This window comes from Paraburkholderia oxyphila NBRC 105797, assembly GCF_000685075.1.
Lineage (GTDB): Bacteria > Pseudomonadota > Gammaproteobacteria > Burkholderiales > Burkholderiaceae > Paraburkholderia > Paraburkholderia oxyphila.
Genome location: NZ_BAYD01000086.1, coordinates 1 through 16381 on the forward strand (window position 1 = coordinate 1; position 16381 = coordinate 16381).

At 65.2% G+C, this 16381-nt stretch carries 15 protein-coding genes; 5 read left to right on the forward strand and 10 right to left on the reverse strand.

Annotated features, from left to right (window positions below):
- Positions 1-2002 (forward strand): NADP-dependent malic enzyme (locus BO1_RS35905; RefSeq protein ID WP_028221698.1); only part of this gene is annotated, 2002 nt, incomplete at its 5' end.
- Positions 2003-2148: 146 nt separating this feature from the next.
- Here BO1_RS35905 and BO1_RS35910 read toward each other — a convergent pair.
- Complete coding sequence (locus BO1_RS35910) at positions 2149-5748, reverse strand: indolepyruvate ferredoxin oxidoreductase family protein (protein ID WP_028221699.1); 3600 nt, start codon at positions 5746-5748, stop codon at positions 2149-2151.
- 411 nt (positions 5749-6159) lie between these two features.
- Between BO1_RS35910 and BO1_RS35915 the strand changes: the two genes are divergently transcribed.
- Positions 6160-6357 carry a hypothetical protein gene (locus BO1_RS35915; RefSeq protein ID WP_028221700.1) on the forward strand — a complete coding sequence of 66 codons (198 nt, stop codon included), beginning with the start codon at positions 6160-6162 and terminating at the stop codon, positions 6355-6357.
- A gap of 145 nt (positions 6358-6502) precedes the next feature.
- Here the strand turns inward: BO1_RS35915 and hppD are convergent, their stop codons facing one another.
- Positions 6503-7600, reverse strand: coding sequence for a 4-hydroxyphenylpyruvate dioxygenase (gene hppD / locus BO1_RS35920; RefSeq protein WP_028221701.1), 1098 nt, complete (start codon positions 7598-7600; stop codon positions 6503-6505).
- A gap of 143 nt (positions 7601-7743) precedes the next feature.
- Between hppD and BO1_RS35925 the strand changes: the two genes are divergently transcribed.
- A complete protein-coding gene (locus BO1_RS35925; RefSeq protein ID WP_028221702.1) occupies positions 7744-8238 on the forward strand; it encodes an Lrp/AsnC family transcriptional regulator in 495 nt (164 codons plus the stop codon).
- Positions 8239-8347: 109 nt separating this feature from the next.
- Here BO1_RS35925 and BO1_RS35930 read toward each other — a convergent pair whose 3' ends face one another.
- From BO1_RS35930 to paaA, 8 genes are all read right to left on the reverse strand, one after another.
- Positions 8348-9013 carry a GNAT family N-acetyltransferase gene (locus BO1_RS35930; RefSeq protein WP_028221703.1) on the reverse strand — a complete coding sequence of 222 codons (666 nt, stop codon included), beginning with the start codon at positions 9011-9013 and terminating at the stop codon, positions 8348-8350.
- Between the two features lie 233 nt (positions 9014-9246).
- Entirely contained in the window at positions 9247-9867 is a 621-nt protein-coding gene (locus BO1_RS35935; RefSeq protein WP_028221704.1) for a TetR/AcrR family transcriptional regulator, read from the reverse strand.
- 6 nt (positions 9868-9873) lie between these two features.
- The gene (locus tag BO1_RS54140; protein ID WP_063744738.1) at positions 9874-10779 is read right to left on the reverse strand and encodes a DUF1835 domain-containing protein; all 906 of its coding nucleotides are present in this window, start codon (positions 10777-10779) and stop codon (positions 9874-9876) included.
- Positions 10780-11006: 227 nt separating this feature from the next.
- On the reverse strand, positions 11007-12095 hold the full coding sequence (gene paaE / locus BO1_RS35945; RefSeq protein ID WP_028221705.1) for a 1,2-phenylacetyl-CoA epoxidase subunit PaaE: 1089 nt from the start codon (positions 12093-12095) through the stop codon (positions 11007-11009).
- 1 nt (position 12096) lies between these two features.
- A complete protein-coding gene (gene paaD, locus BO1_RS35950) occupies positions 12097-12624 on the reverse strand; it encodes a 1,2-phenylacetyl-CoA epoxidase subunit PaaD (protein ID WP_028221706.1) in 528 nt (175 codons plus the stop codon).
- A gap of 53 nt (positions 12625-12677) precedes the next feature.
- Entirely contained in the window at positions 12678-13484 is an 807-nt protein-coding gene (paaC, locus tag BO1_RS35955) for a 1,2-phenylacetyl-CoA epoxidase subunit PaaC (RefSeq protein ID WP_028221707.1), read from the reverse strand.
- 10 nt (positions 13485-13494) lie between these two features.
- Positions 13495-13779, reverse strand: coding sequence for a 1,2-phenylacetyl-CoA epoxidase subunit PaaB (gene paaB, locus BO1_RS59720; RefSeq protein ID WP_028221708.1), 285 nt, complete (start codon positions 13777-13779; stop codon positions 13495-13497).
- 30 nt (positions 13780-13809) lie between these two features.
- Positions 13810-14808 (reverse strand): 1,2-phenylacetyl-CoA epoxidase subunit PaaA, encoded by a 999-nt coding sequence (gene paaA, locus BO1_RS35965; RefSeq protein ID WP_028221709.1) that lies wholly within the window; start codon positions 14806-14808, stop codon positions 13810-13812.
- Between paaA and BO1_RS59725 the strand changes: the two genes are divergently transcribed.
- Both BO1_RS59725 and BO1_RS35970 read left to right on the forward strand, forming a co-directional pair.
- Complete coding sequence (locus BO1_RS59725; RefSeq protein ID WP_156992586.1) at positions 14807-15079, forward strand: hypothetical protein; 273 nt, start codon at positions 14807-14809, stop codon at positions 15077-15079. The genes paaA and BO1_RS59725 overlap by 2 nt on opposite strands.
- Positions 15076-16335, forward strand: a complete 1260-nt coding sequence (locus BO1_RS35970; RefSeq protein WP_028221710.1) for an SGNH/GDSL hydrolase family protein — start codon at positions 15076-15078, stop codon at positions 16333-16335. Before BO1_RS59725 ends, BO1_RS35970 begins: the two co-directional genes overlap by 4 nt.
- Positions 16336-16381 lie beyond the last annotated feature (46 nt).

The window sequence follows — 16381 nt, forward strand, 5'->3', positions numbered from 1 at the left end:
TTGCCTCTTCAAGAAGTTCGCCGGCATCGACGTGTTCGACATCGAGCTCGACGAGCACGATCCGGACAAGCTCGTCGAAGCCATCGCCATGCTCGAGCCCACGCTCGGCGGCATCAACCTCGAGGACATCAAGGCGCCCGAGTGCTTCTACATCGAGCAGAAGCTGCGCGAGCGCATGAAGATTCCCGTCTTCCACGACGACCAGCACGGCACGGCCATCATCGCCTCGGCGGCCATCCTCAACGGCCTGAAGGTCGTGGGCAAGGAACTCGGCAGCGTGAAGCTCGTGTGCTCGGGCGCGGGCGCGGCGGCCATCGCGTGTCTGGACCTGCTCGTGAAGCTGGGTCTGAAGAAAGAGAACATCCTCGTTTCCGACTCGAAGGGCGTGATCTACGAAGGCCGCGGCAATCTCGATCCGTCGAAGCAGCGCTACGCCGCCAACACCGACGCGCGCACGCTCGGCGACGCCATCAAGGCCGCCGACGTGTTCCTCGGCTGTTCGAGCGCAGGCGTGCTCAAGCCCGAGATGGTCAAGGAGATGGGCGACAAGCCGCTGATTCTCGCGCTCGCGAACCCGGAGCCGGAAATCCGCCCGGAAGAGGCGAAGAAGGTGCGCCCGGACGCGATCATCGCCACGGGCCGTTCGGACTATCCGAACCAGGTCAACAACGTGCTGTGCTTCCCGTTCATCTTCCGTGGCGCGCTCGACGTGGGCGCGACCACCATCACGGAAGAGATGAAGCTCGCGTGCGTGCGCGCAATCGCGGAGCTCGCCGAAGAAACCGACCAGGGCGACGAAGTGGCGAAGGCCTATGAAGGCCACACGCTCGAATTCGGCCCCGATTACCTGATTCCGAAGCCGTTCGATCCGCGCCTCATCATCAAGATCGCGCCGGCCGTTGCACAGGCTGCGATGGATTCGGGCGTCGCCACGCGTCCGATCCAGGACATGGACGCCTACCGCGAGCAGCTTGGCGCGACCGTCTACCGTACGGGCATGGTGATGCGCCCGGTGTTCGCGGCGGCGAAGGCCAACAACGCGCGCATCGTGTTCGCCGAGGGCGAGGACGAGCGCGTGCTGCGCGCCGCGCAGTTCGTGCTGAACGAGAAGATCGCGAAGCCCATCATCGTGGGTCGCCCGTCGGTCGTGGAAATGCGCCTGAAGAAGATGGGCTCGAAGCTGCGTCCGGGCACCGACTTCGAGATCGTCGATCCGGAAGACGATCCGCGCTTCCAGAAGAGCTGGCAGGCGTACCACGAACTCGGCGCGCGCCAGGGTATCACGCCCGAGGTCGCGAAGGCGTCGATGCGCAAGTTCAACACGCTGATCGGCGCGATCCTCGTGCACCTGGGCGACGCGGACGGCATGATCTGCGGTCTCGTGAACAGCTTCGACTATCACCTCAAGTACATCGAGCAGGTGCTGGGCAAGGCCGCCGACGCCGACAACTACGCGGCGATGAACCTGCTGATGCTGCCGGGCCGCAATCTGTTCATCAGCGATACCTACGTGAACGAAGTGCCGAGCGCCGAGCAGCTCGCCGACATGACGATCCTCGCCGCGCGCGAAATCGAAAAGTTCGGCATCGCGCCGAAGGTCGCGCTGCTCTCGAGCTCGAACTTCGGCAGCGTGCGTTCGTCGACCTCGCAGCGCATGCAGGCCGCGCGCCAGCTGATCGCGCAACGCGCGCCGCAGCTCGAAGTGGACGGCGAAATGCACGGCGACGCGGCGCTCTCGGAGCTGATCCGCAAGCAGTCGTTCCCGGGCACGACGCTCACGGGCGAAGCGAACCTGCTGATCATGCCGAACGTGGAAGCGGCGAACATCGCATACAACCTGCTGAAGGTGGTGGGCGGCGAAGGCGTGACGGTGGGCCCGTTCCTGCTGGGCGCGTCGAAGCCCGTGCACATCCTCACGCCGGCGGCGACGGTGCGACGCATCATCAACATGACGGCGGTGGCTTCGGCGAATGCCACGGTGAACAAGGCCGCCGCGCGCTAAGCGCAGTATCGAGGCCAATGAGGCCTCCGAGGCGGCGGCGCGTTACGGCGCGCCGCCGGCCGCACCAATGAGAAGGGCGCTCCGCTTTTGGCGGAGCGCCCTTCGTTTTTTACGGCTTCGTCGCGAAGGCCAGCATCAAGCCGTGATCAAGCCGCGTGCCGCGCCGCCCCGTTCTCCGGCGAGCGCCACTTCGCGAGCAGCGTCGCCCACTTCGCACGCGTGGCCTTGAGGTTGTTCTCCTTCACGTGGCCATAGCCGCGAATCGCATCGGGCAGATTCGCGAGCTCGAGCGCGAGCGGGAGATTCGTCTCGCTCAATCCGCCGACGATTTCGCGCACGAGCGCTTCGTACTCGCCGATCAACGCGCGCTCGTGGCGGCGTTCCTCGGTGCGGCCGAACGGATCGAGCGCCGTGCCGCGCAGGAACTTGAGCTTCGCGAGCACGCGCATGGCCGTGAGCATGCGTGGACCATACTGCTTCTTCATCAGATGGCCCTTGTCGTCGTGCTTCGCGAACGACGGCGGCGCGAGGTGGAAGTTGAGCTTCCAGTCGCCTTCGAAGCTCGCTTTCAGCTTTTCGACGAACGCCGGATCGGCGTAGAGGCGCGCGACTTCGTATTCGTCCTTGTACGCCATCAGCTTGTGCAGGTTCTTCGCCACGGCTTCAGTGAGCGGCTGGCCGCTCAGGCCGCCATCGGGACGATCGAGCTTCGCTTCCGCGCGCCGCACTTCATCGACGAAGATGCGATAGCGCTGCGCGTAGGCCTCGTTCTGATACGCGGCGAGATACTGCGCACGCTTCTCGATGAGCGTGTCGAGCGACTTGGGCGTATGCAGCGCGACGATCTTCGCGCCGCCGGCATCGGTGTCCTGCGCGGGCTGCTTCACGAGCCGGTCCACGGCCTCGCGATCGTGCGCGACGCGCCGGCCCCATTCGAACGCCGCGAGGTTCTTCTCGACCTGCACCGCGTTCAACTCGATCGCGCGCGTGAGCGACTCGTGCGTGAGCGGCAGCCAGCCGCGTTGCCAGGCGTAGCCGAGCACGAACGGGTTCGTGTAGATCGCGTCGCCGAGCAGCGCGAGCGCGTAGCGGTTCGCATCGACTGTGGCGACGTTCCCGGTGCCTGCCGCCGCGCGCACGTCGGCTTCGGTGTTGGAGCCCGGGAACTGCCACTGCGGATTCTTGATGAACTCGGCCGTCGGCGTGGGCGCGCTGTTGAGCACCACGTTGGTGGCGCCGGCCTGCATGCGCGAGACGCAGTCGTCGCTGGCGGTCACGATGGCGTCGCAGCCGATCACGAGCTTCGCCTCGCCCATGGCGATGCGCGTCGCGTGGATGTCCGTCGGCCGGTTGGCGATCTGCACGTGGCTCATCACCGCGCCGCCCTTTTGCGCGAGGCCGGTCACGTCGAGCACGGTCACGCCCTTCGCTTCGAGGTGCGCGGCCATGCCGAGCAGCGCCCCGATCGTCACGACGCCGGTCCCGCCCACACCCGTCACGAGCACGCCATAGGGCTGGTCGATCGCGGGCACGTCGGGCGTCGGCACAGGCGGCATCGCGTCGGCCACGACACTGTTGGACTTCGGCTTGCGCAGCTGGCCGCCTTCGACCGTGACGAAGCTCGGGCAGAAGCCCTTCACGCACGAGAAGTCCTTGTTGCAGGTGGACTGGTTGATCTGGCGCTTCGTGCCGTATTCGGTGTCGAGCGGCTCGACCGAGAGGCAGTTCGATTGCACCGAGCAGTCGCCGCAGCCTTCGCAGACGGCCTCGTTGATGACGACGCGCTTCGCCGGATCCGGGTACGTGCCGCGCTTGCGGCGGCGGCGCTTCTCGGTCGCGCAGGTCTGGTCGTAGATCAGGATGGTCGTGCCGGGGATCTCGCGCAGCTCGCGCTGGATGGCGTCGAGCTGATCGCGATGGTGGATCGTCACGCCCGGCGCGAGCGTGGTGACTCCCTGATACTTCGCGGGCTCGTCGGTCACGATCACGATCTTCGCCGCGCCTTCGGAGGCGAGCTGATGCGTGATCTGCGGCACGGTGAGCACGCCGTCTACGGGCTGGCCGCCCGTCATGGCGACCGCATCGTTATAGAGGATCTTGTAGGTGATGTTCGCCTTCGAGGCGATTGCCGCGCGGATCGCGAGCAGGCCCGAGTGGAAGTAGGTGCCGTCGCCGAGGTTCGCGAACACGTGCTTGTCGTTCGTGAACGGCGCCTGGCCGACCCACGCCACGCCTTCGCCGCCCATCTGGCTGAAGGTGCTCGTGCTGCGGTCCATCCACACGGTCATGTAGTGGCAGCCGATGCCGGCCATCGCGCGCGAGCCCTCGGGCACGTTGGTCGACGTGTTGTGCGGGCAGCCCGAGCAGAACCACGGCTTGCGCTCGGCCTGCACGCGCGGCTTCGCGAGCGCCTTCTCCTTCGCCTCGATCACGGCGATGCGCGCCGCGATGCGCGCGCGCACGTCCGACGGCATCTCGAACTTGTCCAGACGCGTGGCGATGGCCTTGGCGATGATCGCGGGCGAGAGCTCGTAGTGCGCGGGCAGGAGCCAGTTGCCCATCGGCACGGACCATTCGCCGCCTGCGCCGTCCTTTTCGTCGAACTTGCCATACACGCGCGGGCGCTGCGCATCGGGCCAGTTATAGAGCTCTTCCTTGATCGCGTACTCGAGGATCTGGCGCTTTTCCTCGACCACGAGAATCTCTTCGAGCCCGCGCGCGAACGCATGCGCGCCCTGGGCTTCGAGCGGCCACACGCAGCCCACCTTGTAGAGCCGCAGGCCGATGCGCGAGCAGGTTTCGTCGTCGAGGCCGAGGTCGGTGAGCGCCTGGCGCACGTCGAGATAGGCCTTGCCGCCGGTGATGATGCCAAAGCGCGCATGGGGCGAATCGATCTCGATGCGGTCGAGCTTGTTCGCGCGCACGTAGGCGAGACCGGCATACCACTTGTAGTCGAGCAGACGCGCCTCTTGCACGAGCGGCGGATCGGGCCAGCGGATGTTCAGGCCGCCCTCGGGCATCGCGAAATCTTCCGGCAGGATGATCTGGGTCCGATGCGGATCGATCTCCACCGAAGCCGACGATTCGACCACATCGGTCACGCACTTCATCGCGACCCAGAGGCCCGAGTAGCGGCTCATCGCCCAGCCGTGCAGGCCGAAGTCGAGATATTCCTGCACGTTCGAGGGGAACAGCACCGGCAGGCCGCAGGCCTTGAAGAGGTGCTCGGACTGGTGCGCGAGCGTCGACGACTTGGCGGCATGGTCGTCGCCGGCGAGCACGAGCACGCCGCCGTGCGGCGACGAGCCGGCCGAGTTGCCGTGCTTGAAGACGTCGCCGCTGCGGTCGACGCCGGGGCCCTTGCCGTACCACATCGAAAACACGCCGTCGTATTTCGCCGATGGGTACAGGTTCACCTGCTGCGAGCCCCAGACAGCGGTCGCGGCGAGGTCTTCGTTGACGCCGGGCTGAAAAACGATTCCGTGAGCGGCGAGATGCTTTTTCGCCTTCCAGAGGGACTGATCGAGACCGCCCAGTGGCGAGCCGCGATAGCCGGAGATGAACCCCGCGGTATTGAGACCGGCGGCCTTGTCGCGTTCCTGCTGGAGCATCGGCAGGCGCACCAGCGCCTGGATGCCACTCATGTACGCGCGGCCGCGTTCGAGGGTGTATTTATCGTCGAGCGTGACGGAAGCGAGTGCGGCTTCGAGCGAAGCGCGCTGACCGGCGTCTAGCGGGGCATTCATTATGTGTCTTCCTCCATCCAACCAATCCGTTGTGGGATCGCCAGAACTTCAAGGCCTCAGCGTCTTGTGAACGCGTCGGCCGGGGCTCGCCATCATGGCTTCTTTTGATCGATGGTAGCACTCGGGCAAACCCGCCGCCTCCACGGGAAACCCTGCATGAATCATGCGAGCCGAGGCGCTCTGTCGGGCTCGATTCGTCAGTCTCGTAAGAGCCCTGAAGGGCCTGTGTAACAAAGGATGTATCGGAGTTTCGTATGAAGTAACAGCGTGTAAAAGTTGCACCGCGGCGGAACCGCTCTTGAATATCCTGTCTAACTCCCTCACCTGTGCGAACCGCGACGCGCCCCGATTCATTCAGGGTGCGAACGTGGCATTGCCCAGTGACAGGCAGTCTGAAAAAAGGAGTACCGCATGAACAATCGACATATCCAGACCTTTCTGACGGTCTCGGCCGCGTTCTTCGCCATGAGCGCGCCGCTGCATTCGAATGCCCGCACCCAGAGCGGCACGAATGCATCGACCGCGTGCGCGCAGTACACGCTGTGCACGAAGGCTGACTCGAGCGCCGCCGTCCCGTCGGCGCAGGCCGAGCAGAGCGTCAAACGTTAATCCTGATGCCGCGCTGATCCGCGCAGCATTCCATTCATCCGAATCCGTGGCCGGGGTGTGCGGCGGCGGATTCCAAAGCTAAAAAGGGCGAAGATCGTGCGATCTTCGCCCTTTTTTATCTTGAAAACGCGGGATTCCGCGAAGTTCAGGCCTTGTCTTTCACCACGCCGCGGCGGATCTGGTCGAGCTCGATCGATTCGAACAGCGCCTTGAAGTTGCCTTCGCCGAAGCCCTGATTACCCTTGCGCTGGATGATCTCGAAGAAGATCGGGCCGATCTGGTTCTCCGTGAAGATCTGCAGCAGCAGGTCCTCGGGCATGCCGTCGATGAGGATCTTGCGCTTCTTCAACTCGTCGAGCGGCTCGCCGTGGTTCGGGATGCGGCGGTCGACGAGCTCGTAATACGTGTCGATCGTGTCGAGCAGCGCGATCTTCGAGGCGCGCAGGCCGTCCACCGTACGGTAGATGTCGTTGCTGCCGAGCGCGATGTGCTGAATGCCTTCGCCGTGGTACGCGTCGAGATATTCCTGGATCTGGCCGGCCGTCTCGCCGCCTTCCTCGTTGATCGGAATGCGGATCTTGCCGCAGGGCGAGGTCATCGCCTTCGACTTCACGCCCGTCACCTTGCCTTCGATGTCGAAGTAGCGGATTTCGCGGAAGTTGAACAGGCGTTCGTAGAACTCCGCCCATTCGTTCATGCGGCCGCGGTGCACGTTGTGCGTGAGGTGGTCGATGTAGGTGAGGCCGTGGCCGACGGGGTTTTGATCGGCGCCCGGAATCGGCTCGAAGTCGACGTCATAGATGCTGATGTCGCCGATGCTGCCCGGCGCCGCGCCATTCTTGCCGCGCCAGCGGTCGACGAAATAGATGAGCGAATCGCCGATGCCCTTGACGGCCGGGATGTTCAGCTCCATCGGGCCGGTCTTGTTGTCGAAGCCCCATGCGCCCAGTTCGAGCGCGTGCTTGTAGGCCTTGGCGGCGTCCTGCACGCGGAACGCGATCGCGCAGATCGACGGGCCGTGCAGGCGCGCGAAACGCTGCGCGAACGAATCCGGCTCGCCGTTGACGATGAAGTTGATATCGCCCTGACGATAGAGCGTCACGTCCTTGTGGCGATGGCGCGCCACGGCGGTGAAGCCCATGTTCTCGAACAGCTTGCCGAGCGCCTTCGGGTCCGGTGCGGTGTATTCGATGAACTCGAAGCCGTCGGTGCCGACGGGGTTTTCCCAGGTGGGGACGTGCATGGTTGTCTCCTTAGCGATCGCGGAATGCTGATGTCGTGCGGCAAAGTGTAGCTGTCCAGATTGGGAGAAAACTTGCGAGTTGGGTCGCCCGTCCGGCTATTTGCGCTATAAACTGCCTCCGTTGAGATATCGGATGGCAGAAAATGGCGAGCATCGAACTGGACGCAATCGACCGGCGGATTCTGGCGATCCTTCAGGAGAATGGCCGGCTCTCGAATCAGGAAATTGCCGAGCGCGTGAATCTCTCGCCGAGCCCGTGCCTGCGGCGCATCCGCCGGCTCGAGGAGATTGGCGTGATACGCGGCTATGTCGCGTTGCTCGACGCGCAGAAGCTGGGACTCGACCTGCTGGCCTACGTGAACGTGCGGCTGGAAAAGCGCGGGCCCACGGCAGCGGGGCGCGAAGGGGTCACGCACGCGGAGCTGTTTCGCGCGGCGGTGCAGACCTGGCCGGAAGTGGTGGCCTGCCACGCGATGACGGGCGACATGGATTTCCTGCTGCGCGTGCAGGTGGAGGACATGGCGCACTTCTCGCGCTTCGTGCAGGACCAGTTGTTGCACCACCCGTCGGTGATCGACGTGAAGTCGAGCTTTTCGCTGCAGACCTTCAAGGAGACGACGGCGCTACCTATCTTGTGAGATTGCGGTGAGATTCACGGCGATCTCGGGGACGATGAGCGCGCCCTGATGTGAAAAAAAGCGGCCGAAGCCGCTTTTTTTCAATTTACTTCACCCAATGGGGCAGGAGTCATGCCGCGACCGCCTGGGGGAGGATCGTCTCGATCAGCCTGGAGGCTTGGCGCGCCTGACGCTTGAGCGCATAGTCGAACACGGCGGCCTGCTCCTGGAGCATTTCCGCGATGATGCTGCTCTGGTCGGCGGGCTCGAGCGAGAGGTACGCGTCGGCTTCGCCGTAGGCGTACTCGATCTTCATGCCCGACTTCTTCGCGATGTGCATCATCGTGGAGTTGCGCGACAGGCAGTGCATGTAGAGCGTGGTGACGTGCGTGTTACGGCTGCGGATAGCGGCACGTTCGAACAGCTTCGTGCCGATGCCCTGGCCGCGCGCGCTTTCGAGCACGGAGACGCCGAATTCCGCCGTGCGGCCGTTGCCGTCTGCCGGCAGATAGGCCAGATGGCCGACGCCCACGAGCTGCAGCTGATGGTCGAACACGCCGAACACGGTGTCGCGCGTGAAGTCCATCGAACGGACGTAGTTCTCGATCACATGGTCCGGTGCGGCCTGGCCAAAGCGCAGGAGGCGATCCTCGATGTCGAGCGCGAGGAAGTGGCTGAGCAGACGTTCGCGGTCGGCGGAGGTGAGGACACGCACCATGGCAGGCGAATGACCGGGCGACAGCGAGCGGCCCGACGGCAGGATCGGCTCGTTAGCTAGGGTCGAATGCTTATTCATGATGGGTTCTCCTTAGAATGCGAGGTACGGCGCACTCTTGATGCGCCGCAAAACGAATTCTAGCGGAAACCCTGGGTGCGATCTAGGGAAAACCCGTATTCTGGATCCGAGAGTTGTGTCTAATCGTCAAGATTCGACGTTTAAGTCATTGATTTTAAACGCGTATGTTTTTTGGATAGATTGACGCGTCAACTGTTGTGTCGGCACATCTTATTGCGTCGCATCAATCTGATCTAAATATTCGAGGGTTGTCCGGTCGCCTTCAGGCCGTGGTCGATCACCTCGATGACCTGCTCGGCGAAGTCCTGGTAGGCCATGCGGCCCCCCGGCTTGAGCCAGGTGAAGGTCCAGTTGATCATGCCGAACACCATCATGGTCAGTGACGTCTGGTTCTCTCCCGTTACGCGGCCCGGGTAGGCTCGTGCGAGCTGACGCGTGAACGCGGCGACCACGTCGCGCTGGCGGTTCAGAATGATCTCGCGCTGCGCGTCGACGAGATACTTCACGTCGTTGAGCAGGGCCACATGACGGCTGTGCGAGGTCTCGTACTCGACGAGGAACGCGCGGACCAGCTCGGCGAACGTCTCGCGCTCATCGAGGCCCCGCCGCTGGCTGGCTCCTTCCACCTCGGCGATGATCAGCATCAGCCGCTTTGTGTAGCGGTCGAGCAGATCGAAGAGTATGGCTTCCTTGCTTTCGTAATAGTGGTAGAGGCGCGCCTTCGAAGTGCCACTTGCCGCCGCGAGATCGGACATCGACGTGCTCGGGTAGCTCGTTTGCGCGAACTTGGCGGCCGCAAGCTCGAGGATCTGGTCGCGTTGGGTCTCGTGGTCGGGCGCTCGGGTGCGTGCCATGGAATGTCAGCGGGAAAGGGAAAGATGGGCCGCGGCGTGCGGGAGCGCGGGGCGCGCGGCGCCCGATCGATGGGCTGTCGTTGCTGTGACGGTTTCTGTCGCGCTCGCCCGTGCGGCGCACATGTCTTCGCGCAGGCGCAGCTCACCCGCCGCGGCCAGCTCGCGCAGGCGCCAGAGCACCGCGGGCTCGCCGACCGTGAAACCCGCGCCGCCCCGCACGAGCGCCGCGCCGAGCGTGTCACATGCGAGCCAGGGCGCGCCGGCGGCGTCGGCCGTGGCACTGGTTGGCCGTGCCGCGCCAAGGATCTCGAGGATCAGTGCATCGAGGTCGGCCCAAGTGCCGCTCGTGAACGTATTGTCACGCCAGCGGCGCGTCTCGCCGTTGGCGAATTTTGCTTCTTGCCATTCGAGGGCGAGCCGCGTGATGCGCAGCACCGAAATCGGCGCAGCGTCCGGCAGACGCTCCTGCAGGCGTAGCGCGGCGGCGTCGGGCGATCCGGCGAGCTCTTCCGCCGCGAGTCGCACCTCGTTCAGGCGCTGTGGCGCATTGCGCAGCCGGTAGCAGACGCGCCGCAGCGCGAGTTGATCGGCGGCGTCGTGCGTGTGCCAGACCACCACGTGGGCGTCGCTGGACGCTACGGCGGCGAGCGCCGCGCAATCGTCCTGCGCGAGCGTCTCGGGCACCCCGCCAAGGCGTTGCCAGAAAGCCGCGCGCTGCGTGGCGCCCGGGTCTCCCGCCTCGTCGATGTCGCGCAGCGGGCCGACCGTCAGGTCGTCGGCCAGCGCGATCACGCGCTCGGCCGGACCCGCTGTGGCGGCGGCTGCGCCGCGGCGCGAAGCTTCACGGGCCTCGAGGGCCTGACGCAGCGCGGCCGCTGCCGGCTCGCCGTGGATGAGGTGGATCGTGGTCATCGACAACTCGTTGCGCTCACCTTGAACGCCGAATACGCCTGAGAGCGTGCAAAAGACAAAAGGGGCCGCCCGCGGATGTGCAGCGCTGCGCTGCAACACCGGCGGGCGGCCCCTAGTGTAAGCGGATCGCCGGAGGCCCGAAAGCGTGTCGTTGTTCTAAGGCGTATTCCAGTTGCCGCGTAGTACCGGACGGCGTCGCCCAGTGCGAACGCGGCCCGCCGTTTGCGTTACCGCTCGTCGAAGCTCACCACCACGCGCTCGCTGACCGGATGGCATTGGCAGGTGAGCACGAAACCGTCCTTCACTTCCTGCTCTTCGAGCGTGTAGTTCTTGTCCATCTTCACCTCGCCCTCGAGCACCTTCGCGCGGCAGGTGCAGCACACGCCGCCCTTGCACGCGTAAGGCAGCGCAAGGCCCGCCTTCAGGCCCACGTCGAGCAGGCTCACGCCCTCGTAGGGCAGGCGCAGCTTGCGCTTCTTGCCGTCGATGACGATCTCGAGGTCGGCGGCCGGCGTGTTTTCGGTGATCTCGACTGCCGGCACGCCGGCTTGCGGCAGCGGCGAGCCGAAGCGCTCGACGTGCACCTTCTGCTGCGGCACGCCCGATTCCTTGAGCGCGGCCTCGGCAGCATCCATCATCGGCGCGGGGCCGCAGATGAACGCTTCGTCGATTTCGTCGGCCGGCACCAGCGTCGCGAGGAACTCCGCACATTTGGCCTGATCGAGCACGCCGTTGAAGAGCTCGACGTCCTGGAGGTCGTCGGAGAGCACGTGATAGAGCCGGAAGCGGTTCATGTACCGGTTCTTCAGGTCTTCCAGGTCTTCGGCGAACATGATCTGGTCGACGCTGCGGTTGCCGTAGACCAGCGTGAACGCGCTGCGCGGCTCCGTTTCGAGCGTCGTCTTGATGATCGCGAGCACCGGCGTGATGCCCGAGCCGCCCGAGAACGCCACGTAGTGCTTGCCGTGCTCGGCGTTCAGGTGCGTGAAGAAGCGCCCGTCGGGTGTCATCACATCGATCTCGTGACCCGGCGCGAGCTGGTCGAACGCGAAGTTCGAGAAACGCCCGCCGCGCACGCGCTTGATGCCGATGCGCAGCTCGCCGTCACGGTCGTAGTCGGTCACGCCGACGCAGATCGAGTACGAACGGCGCGTCTCCTCGCCCTCGATGTGGGTCTTCAGCGTGACGAACTGCCCTTGGGTGAAGCGATACGCGTCGCGCAGCTCGGGCGGGACTTCGAAAGCGACAGAGACCGCGTCCGCGGTTTCGGGCCGCACTTCGCGGATGCGCAGCGAATGGAATTGCGGAGTGGCCATATCAGTACGGTTTGAAGTAGTCGAAGGGTTCGCGGCAGTCGATGCAGCGGTAGAGCGCCTTGCACGCGGTCGAGCCGAATTGCGCGAGGCGCTCGGTATGGTGCGAGCCGCAGTGCGGGCAGGCCGGCGCCGGCAGCGGTTTCGGCATGAACGTGATCGGCTGCTCGCCGGCGGGGACGCCGCTGCCGCAGTTGCCCGTGGGCGGTGCGATGCCGTAGGCGCGCAGCTTTTCGCGCGCCTCGTCGGTGATCCAGTCGGTCGTCCACGCCGGCGTGAGGGTGGTCGCGATGCGGTACGGCGCAAGCTCGGCGATATCGAGCGCGTGAGCGACGTCCTCGGCGATCTGCGACATCGCCGGGCAGCCCGAATAGGTCGGCGTGATGACCACTTCGATCAGGCCGTCGGCGGCGCGGCGCACGTCGCGCAGAATGCCCAGTTCGCGGATCGACACGACCGGGATCTCCGGATCTGGCACCGTTTCCAGCACTTCCCAGGCGCGCTCGAGCGCGTGATCTGCTGTCGCTTGCATCGTGACTTCCTCTGTTCCTGCGGGTGGCGGCGGGTCGGAAACTGCGCGTCTGCTTACCAGCGCGCGTCCGGATGCTGGCGCGCGAGGCTCTGCATCTCGGCGAGCACGTAGCCCATATGTTCCGAGTGCTCGCCGAGCTTGCCGGTCGTGACATGCTTCACTTGCGCGGGCACGGCGAGCGTCGCTTCCTCGAACGCCGCTTCCACGTCCGCGCGCCACGCGGCTTCGAGCTGCGCGGTGAGCGGCGCGATGCCGGCCTCGGCCACGGCGGCTTCCACGGCGTCGGTGCTGAAGAACTCGCGCGTGTAGGGCATCAGCCAGTCGAGTGCGTCCTGGGCGCGGCGGTGCGATTCATCGGTGCCGTCGCCAAAGCGGATCAGCCACTCGCGTGCATGGTGCACGTGATAGCGCGTTTCCTTGATCGAGCGCTCGGCGATCGCGGACAACTGCGGATCGGCGGAACGCAGCAGCGCGGTCCACAGATGCGCCATCAGCGAGGCGTAGAGGAAGTTGCGCACGATCGTCACGGCGTAGTCGTTGGCCGAATGCGTCGTGCCGGCGAGCGGGCCGAAATGCGGCAGCTCGGCGAGCGTGTAGTTCGCGAACTCGCGCTCGGCGCGGAAGTAGGCGTAATCGTCCTCGGTGCGCTCGCGGCCGGTGAGCGCCTTTTCGAGCGTGGCGGCATGCGTGTAGAGCAGGCGCGCCTGGCCGATCAGGTCGAGGCTCATGTTGGCGAGCGCGATGTCTTCTTCGAGGATCGGGCCGTGGCCGCACCATTCCGTATTGCGCTGACCGAGGATCAGCGCCGTATCGGCGAGGCGCAGCACGTACGCGAGTTGTTCGGGCGTGGGCGTCGTCATGTTGGCGCTCTTACATGTGGTTGACTTCGTCGGGCAGCGTGTAGAACGTCGGGTGGCGATAGATCTTGTCGCCGGCCGGCTCGAAGAGCTCGGCCTTCTCGCTCGGATCCGACGCCGTGATCGCCGACGACGGCACCACCCAGATGCTCACGCCTTCCTGACGGCGCGTGTAGACGTCACGCGCCATGCGCAGCGCCATCGAAGCGTCCGAGGCGTGCAGGCTGCCACAGTGCTTGTGGTCGAGGCCCTGCTTGCTGCGCACGAACACTTCCCAGATCGGCCATTCCTTGTTCATCGTGGATCTCCTTCCTGATTCGAATATTGGTTACGCGGCGTGCTTTTCGGCGCGCTGACGCTGCTTTTCGGCGTGGGCGAGGGCGGCTTCGCGCACCCACGCACCTTCGTTGTGCGCCTTCACGCGCGTGCCGAGACGCTCGCGATTGCACGGGCCGTCGCCGTTCACGACGCGCCAGAATTCTTCCCAGTCGATCGTGCCGTAGTCGTAGTGGCCGCGGGCCTCGTTCCATTTCAGATCGGCGTCGGGGAGCGTGACGCCGAGCACCTTGGCCTGCTCGACCGTGGCATCGACGAACTTCTGGCGCAGATCGTCGTTCGAGATGCGCTTGATGCCCCACTTGGCCGACTGGTTGCTGTGGACGGAATCGGCGTCGCTCGGGCCGAACATCATCAGCACCGGCCACCACCAGCGGTTCACCGCTTGCTGGACCAGCTCGCGCTGCGCTTCGGTGCCGGCCATCATGGCGAGCAGGGCGTCGAAGCCCTGGCGCTGATGGAACGACTCTTCCTTGCAGATGCGGATCATCGCGCGGGCATACGGCCCGTAGGTGCAGCGGCACAGCGGGATCTGGTTCATGATCGCCGCGCCGTCGACGAGCCAGCCGATCACGCCAACGTCGGCCCACGTGGGCGTCGGGTAGTTGAAGATGCTCGAATACTTCGCCTTGCCGGCGTGAAGCGCGTCGACCAGCTGGTCGCGCGAAACGCCGAGCGTTTCCGCCGCGCTATAGAGGTAGAGGCCGTGGCCCGCTTCGTCTTGCACCTTGGCGAGCAGGATCGCCTTGCGCTTGAGGCTCGGCGCACGCGAGATCCAGTTGCCTTCCGGCAGCATGCCGACCACTTCCGAGTGCGCGTGCTGCGAGATCTGGCGCACGAGCGTCTTGCGGTAGGCTTCGGGCATCCAGTCCTGCGGCTCGATCTTGCCGTCCGCGGCCATGATGGCGTCGAACTGAGCCTGTTCTGGCGACGCCGCGTCCGCATCGAGCGGGGCGACATTGCCGGGAATGTCGAGGGATTGCGTGTACATGGAGACGCTCTCGTCGGTGTTGGGTATGGCGCAGTATAAACCAACCGACCGGTCGGTCAATCAATTTTTTGCGCTTGGTCAAAAAGAGCCGATGTCTGAAGCGGAGATCGGCGCTTCGTTCCTGAGTTTTAGCGGATCGACAGGCGGTTATCGCGGATTTTCCGCGTCGCTTGCATCCGTCGTCTTTGTCAGGACGATGGAAGGTCCCGGTCCGGGCTCTGGGGCACAATGGGCGCTTTGCCTGCTCACTCCCTCACTCGCTCCCGGATGAAGATTTCCCTTGCTCCCATCGCGGCCGGCGCCGCGTTGCTCGCCTCGTTCGCTTTTTCCGCACCGGCCCTCGCCGAACAGCCTTCCGGCGCCCCTTGGGTGACGAGTTGGGCGACGGCGCTCCAGTCCATCCCCCAGCGCGAGGCGCTGCCGCCGCTCTATCGCGCTCCGGACGTCGCTGGGCGCACGGTTCGGCAAATCGTCTACCCGACGCTGGGCGGCGAGGTCGCCCGCGTGCATATCAGTAACCTCTATGGGCGCACGCCGCTCGTGATAGAGGCAATGGCGATTGCGCCTTCGGCTGGCGGTGCTGCGGTCAGCGGGGCGGAGACGGTGCGGGTGACATTTGGCGGACGGGCGATGGTGTCGTTGCCGCCCGGTGCCGAGCTCGATAGCGATCCGGTTCGGATCGGCCTGAAGCGTGGGGCGCCCTACGCGATCAGTACCTATATGGGGCCGCAGCAGAATATGGTCGCGTGGCATCGTGTGGCGAGCCAGCTGAATTTTGTGTCCCGGCCTGGCGATCACGTGGCCGATCCGTCGATTGGTGCGTTCACGCAGCGCTTCACGCAATACGCGTGGGTGACGGGGCTGGCGGTCGAGGCGCCGGGGGCGTCGACGATTGCTGCGATTGGCGATTCCATCACCGACGGCATGCGCTCGTCGCTCAATCAGAACCGGCGCTGGCCGGATGCGCTGGCGCGCCGTCTCGCGCGCGAGCAAGGCACCAATCTGGCCGTGATCGACATGGGGATCAGCGGCAACCGACTGCTGAGCGATTCGCCGTGCTACGGCGAGGCGCTCGAGCGCCGCTTCGAGCGCGACGCGCTGCGCCCGGGGGTGCGGACGGCCGTGCTGCTGATCGGTATCAACGACATCAACTTTCAGGCGATGCCGCCGCGCTCGGGCCTCGACTGCGATTTCCCCCATACGCGCGTGAATGCCGACGACCTGATCGCCGGCTATCGGCGCGTGATTGCGGCGGCGCATGCGCGCGGCGTGCGCATCTTGGGCGCGACGCTCACGCCGGCCTCGCTGCCGCCGGAGCGTGAAGCGATTCGTGCGAAGGTGAACGAGTGGATCCGCACGAGCCATGCGTTCGATGGCGTGGTGGACTTCGACGCGGCGCTGCGCGATCCTGCCGATCCGCTGCGCCTGCGCCGCGAATACGACAGCGGCGATCACATTCATCCAAGCGACGCGGGCTACGAGGCGATGGCGAATGCTGTGCCGCTGGCGGCGCTGGCCGGGAAGTAAGGATTTCGCCCGGAGGGGGCTTGCGCATCGGCTTCGCTGGCGTTAT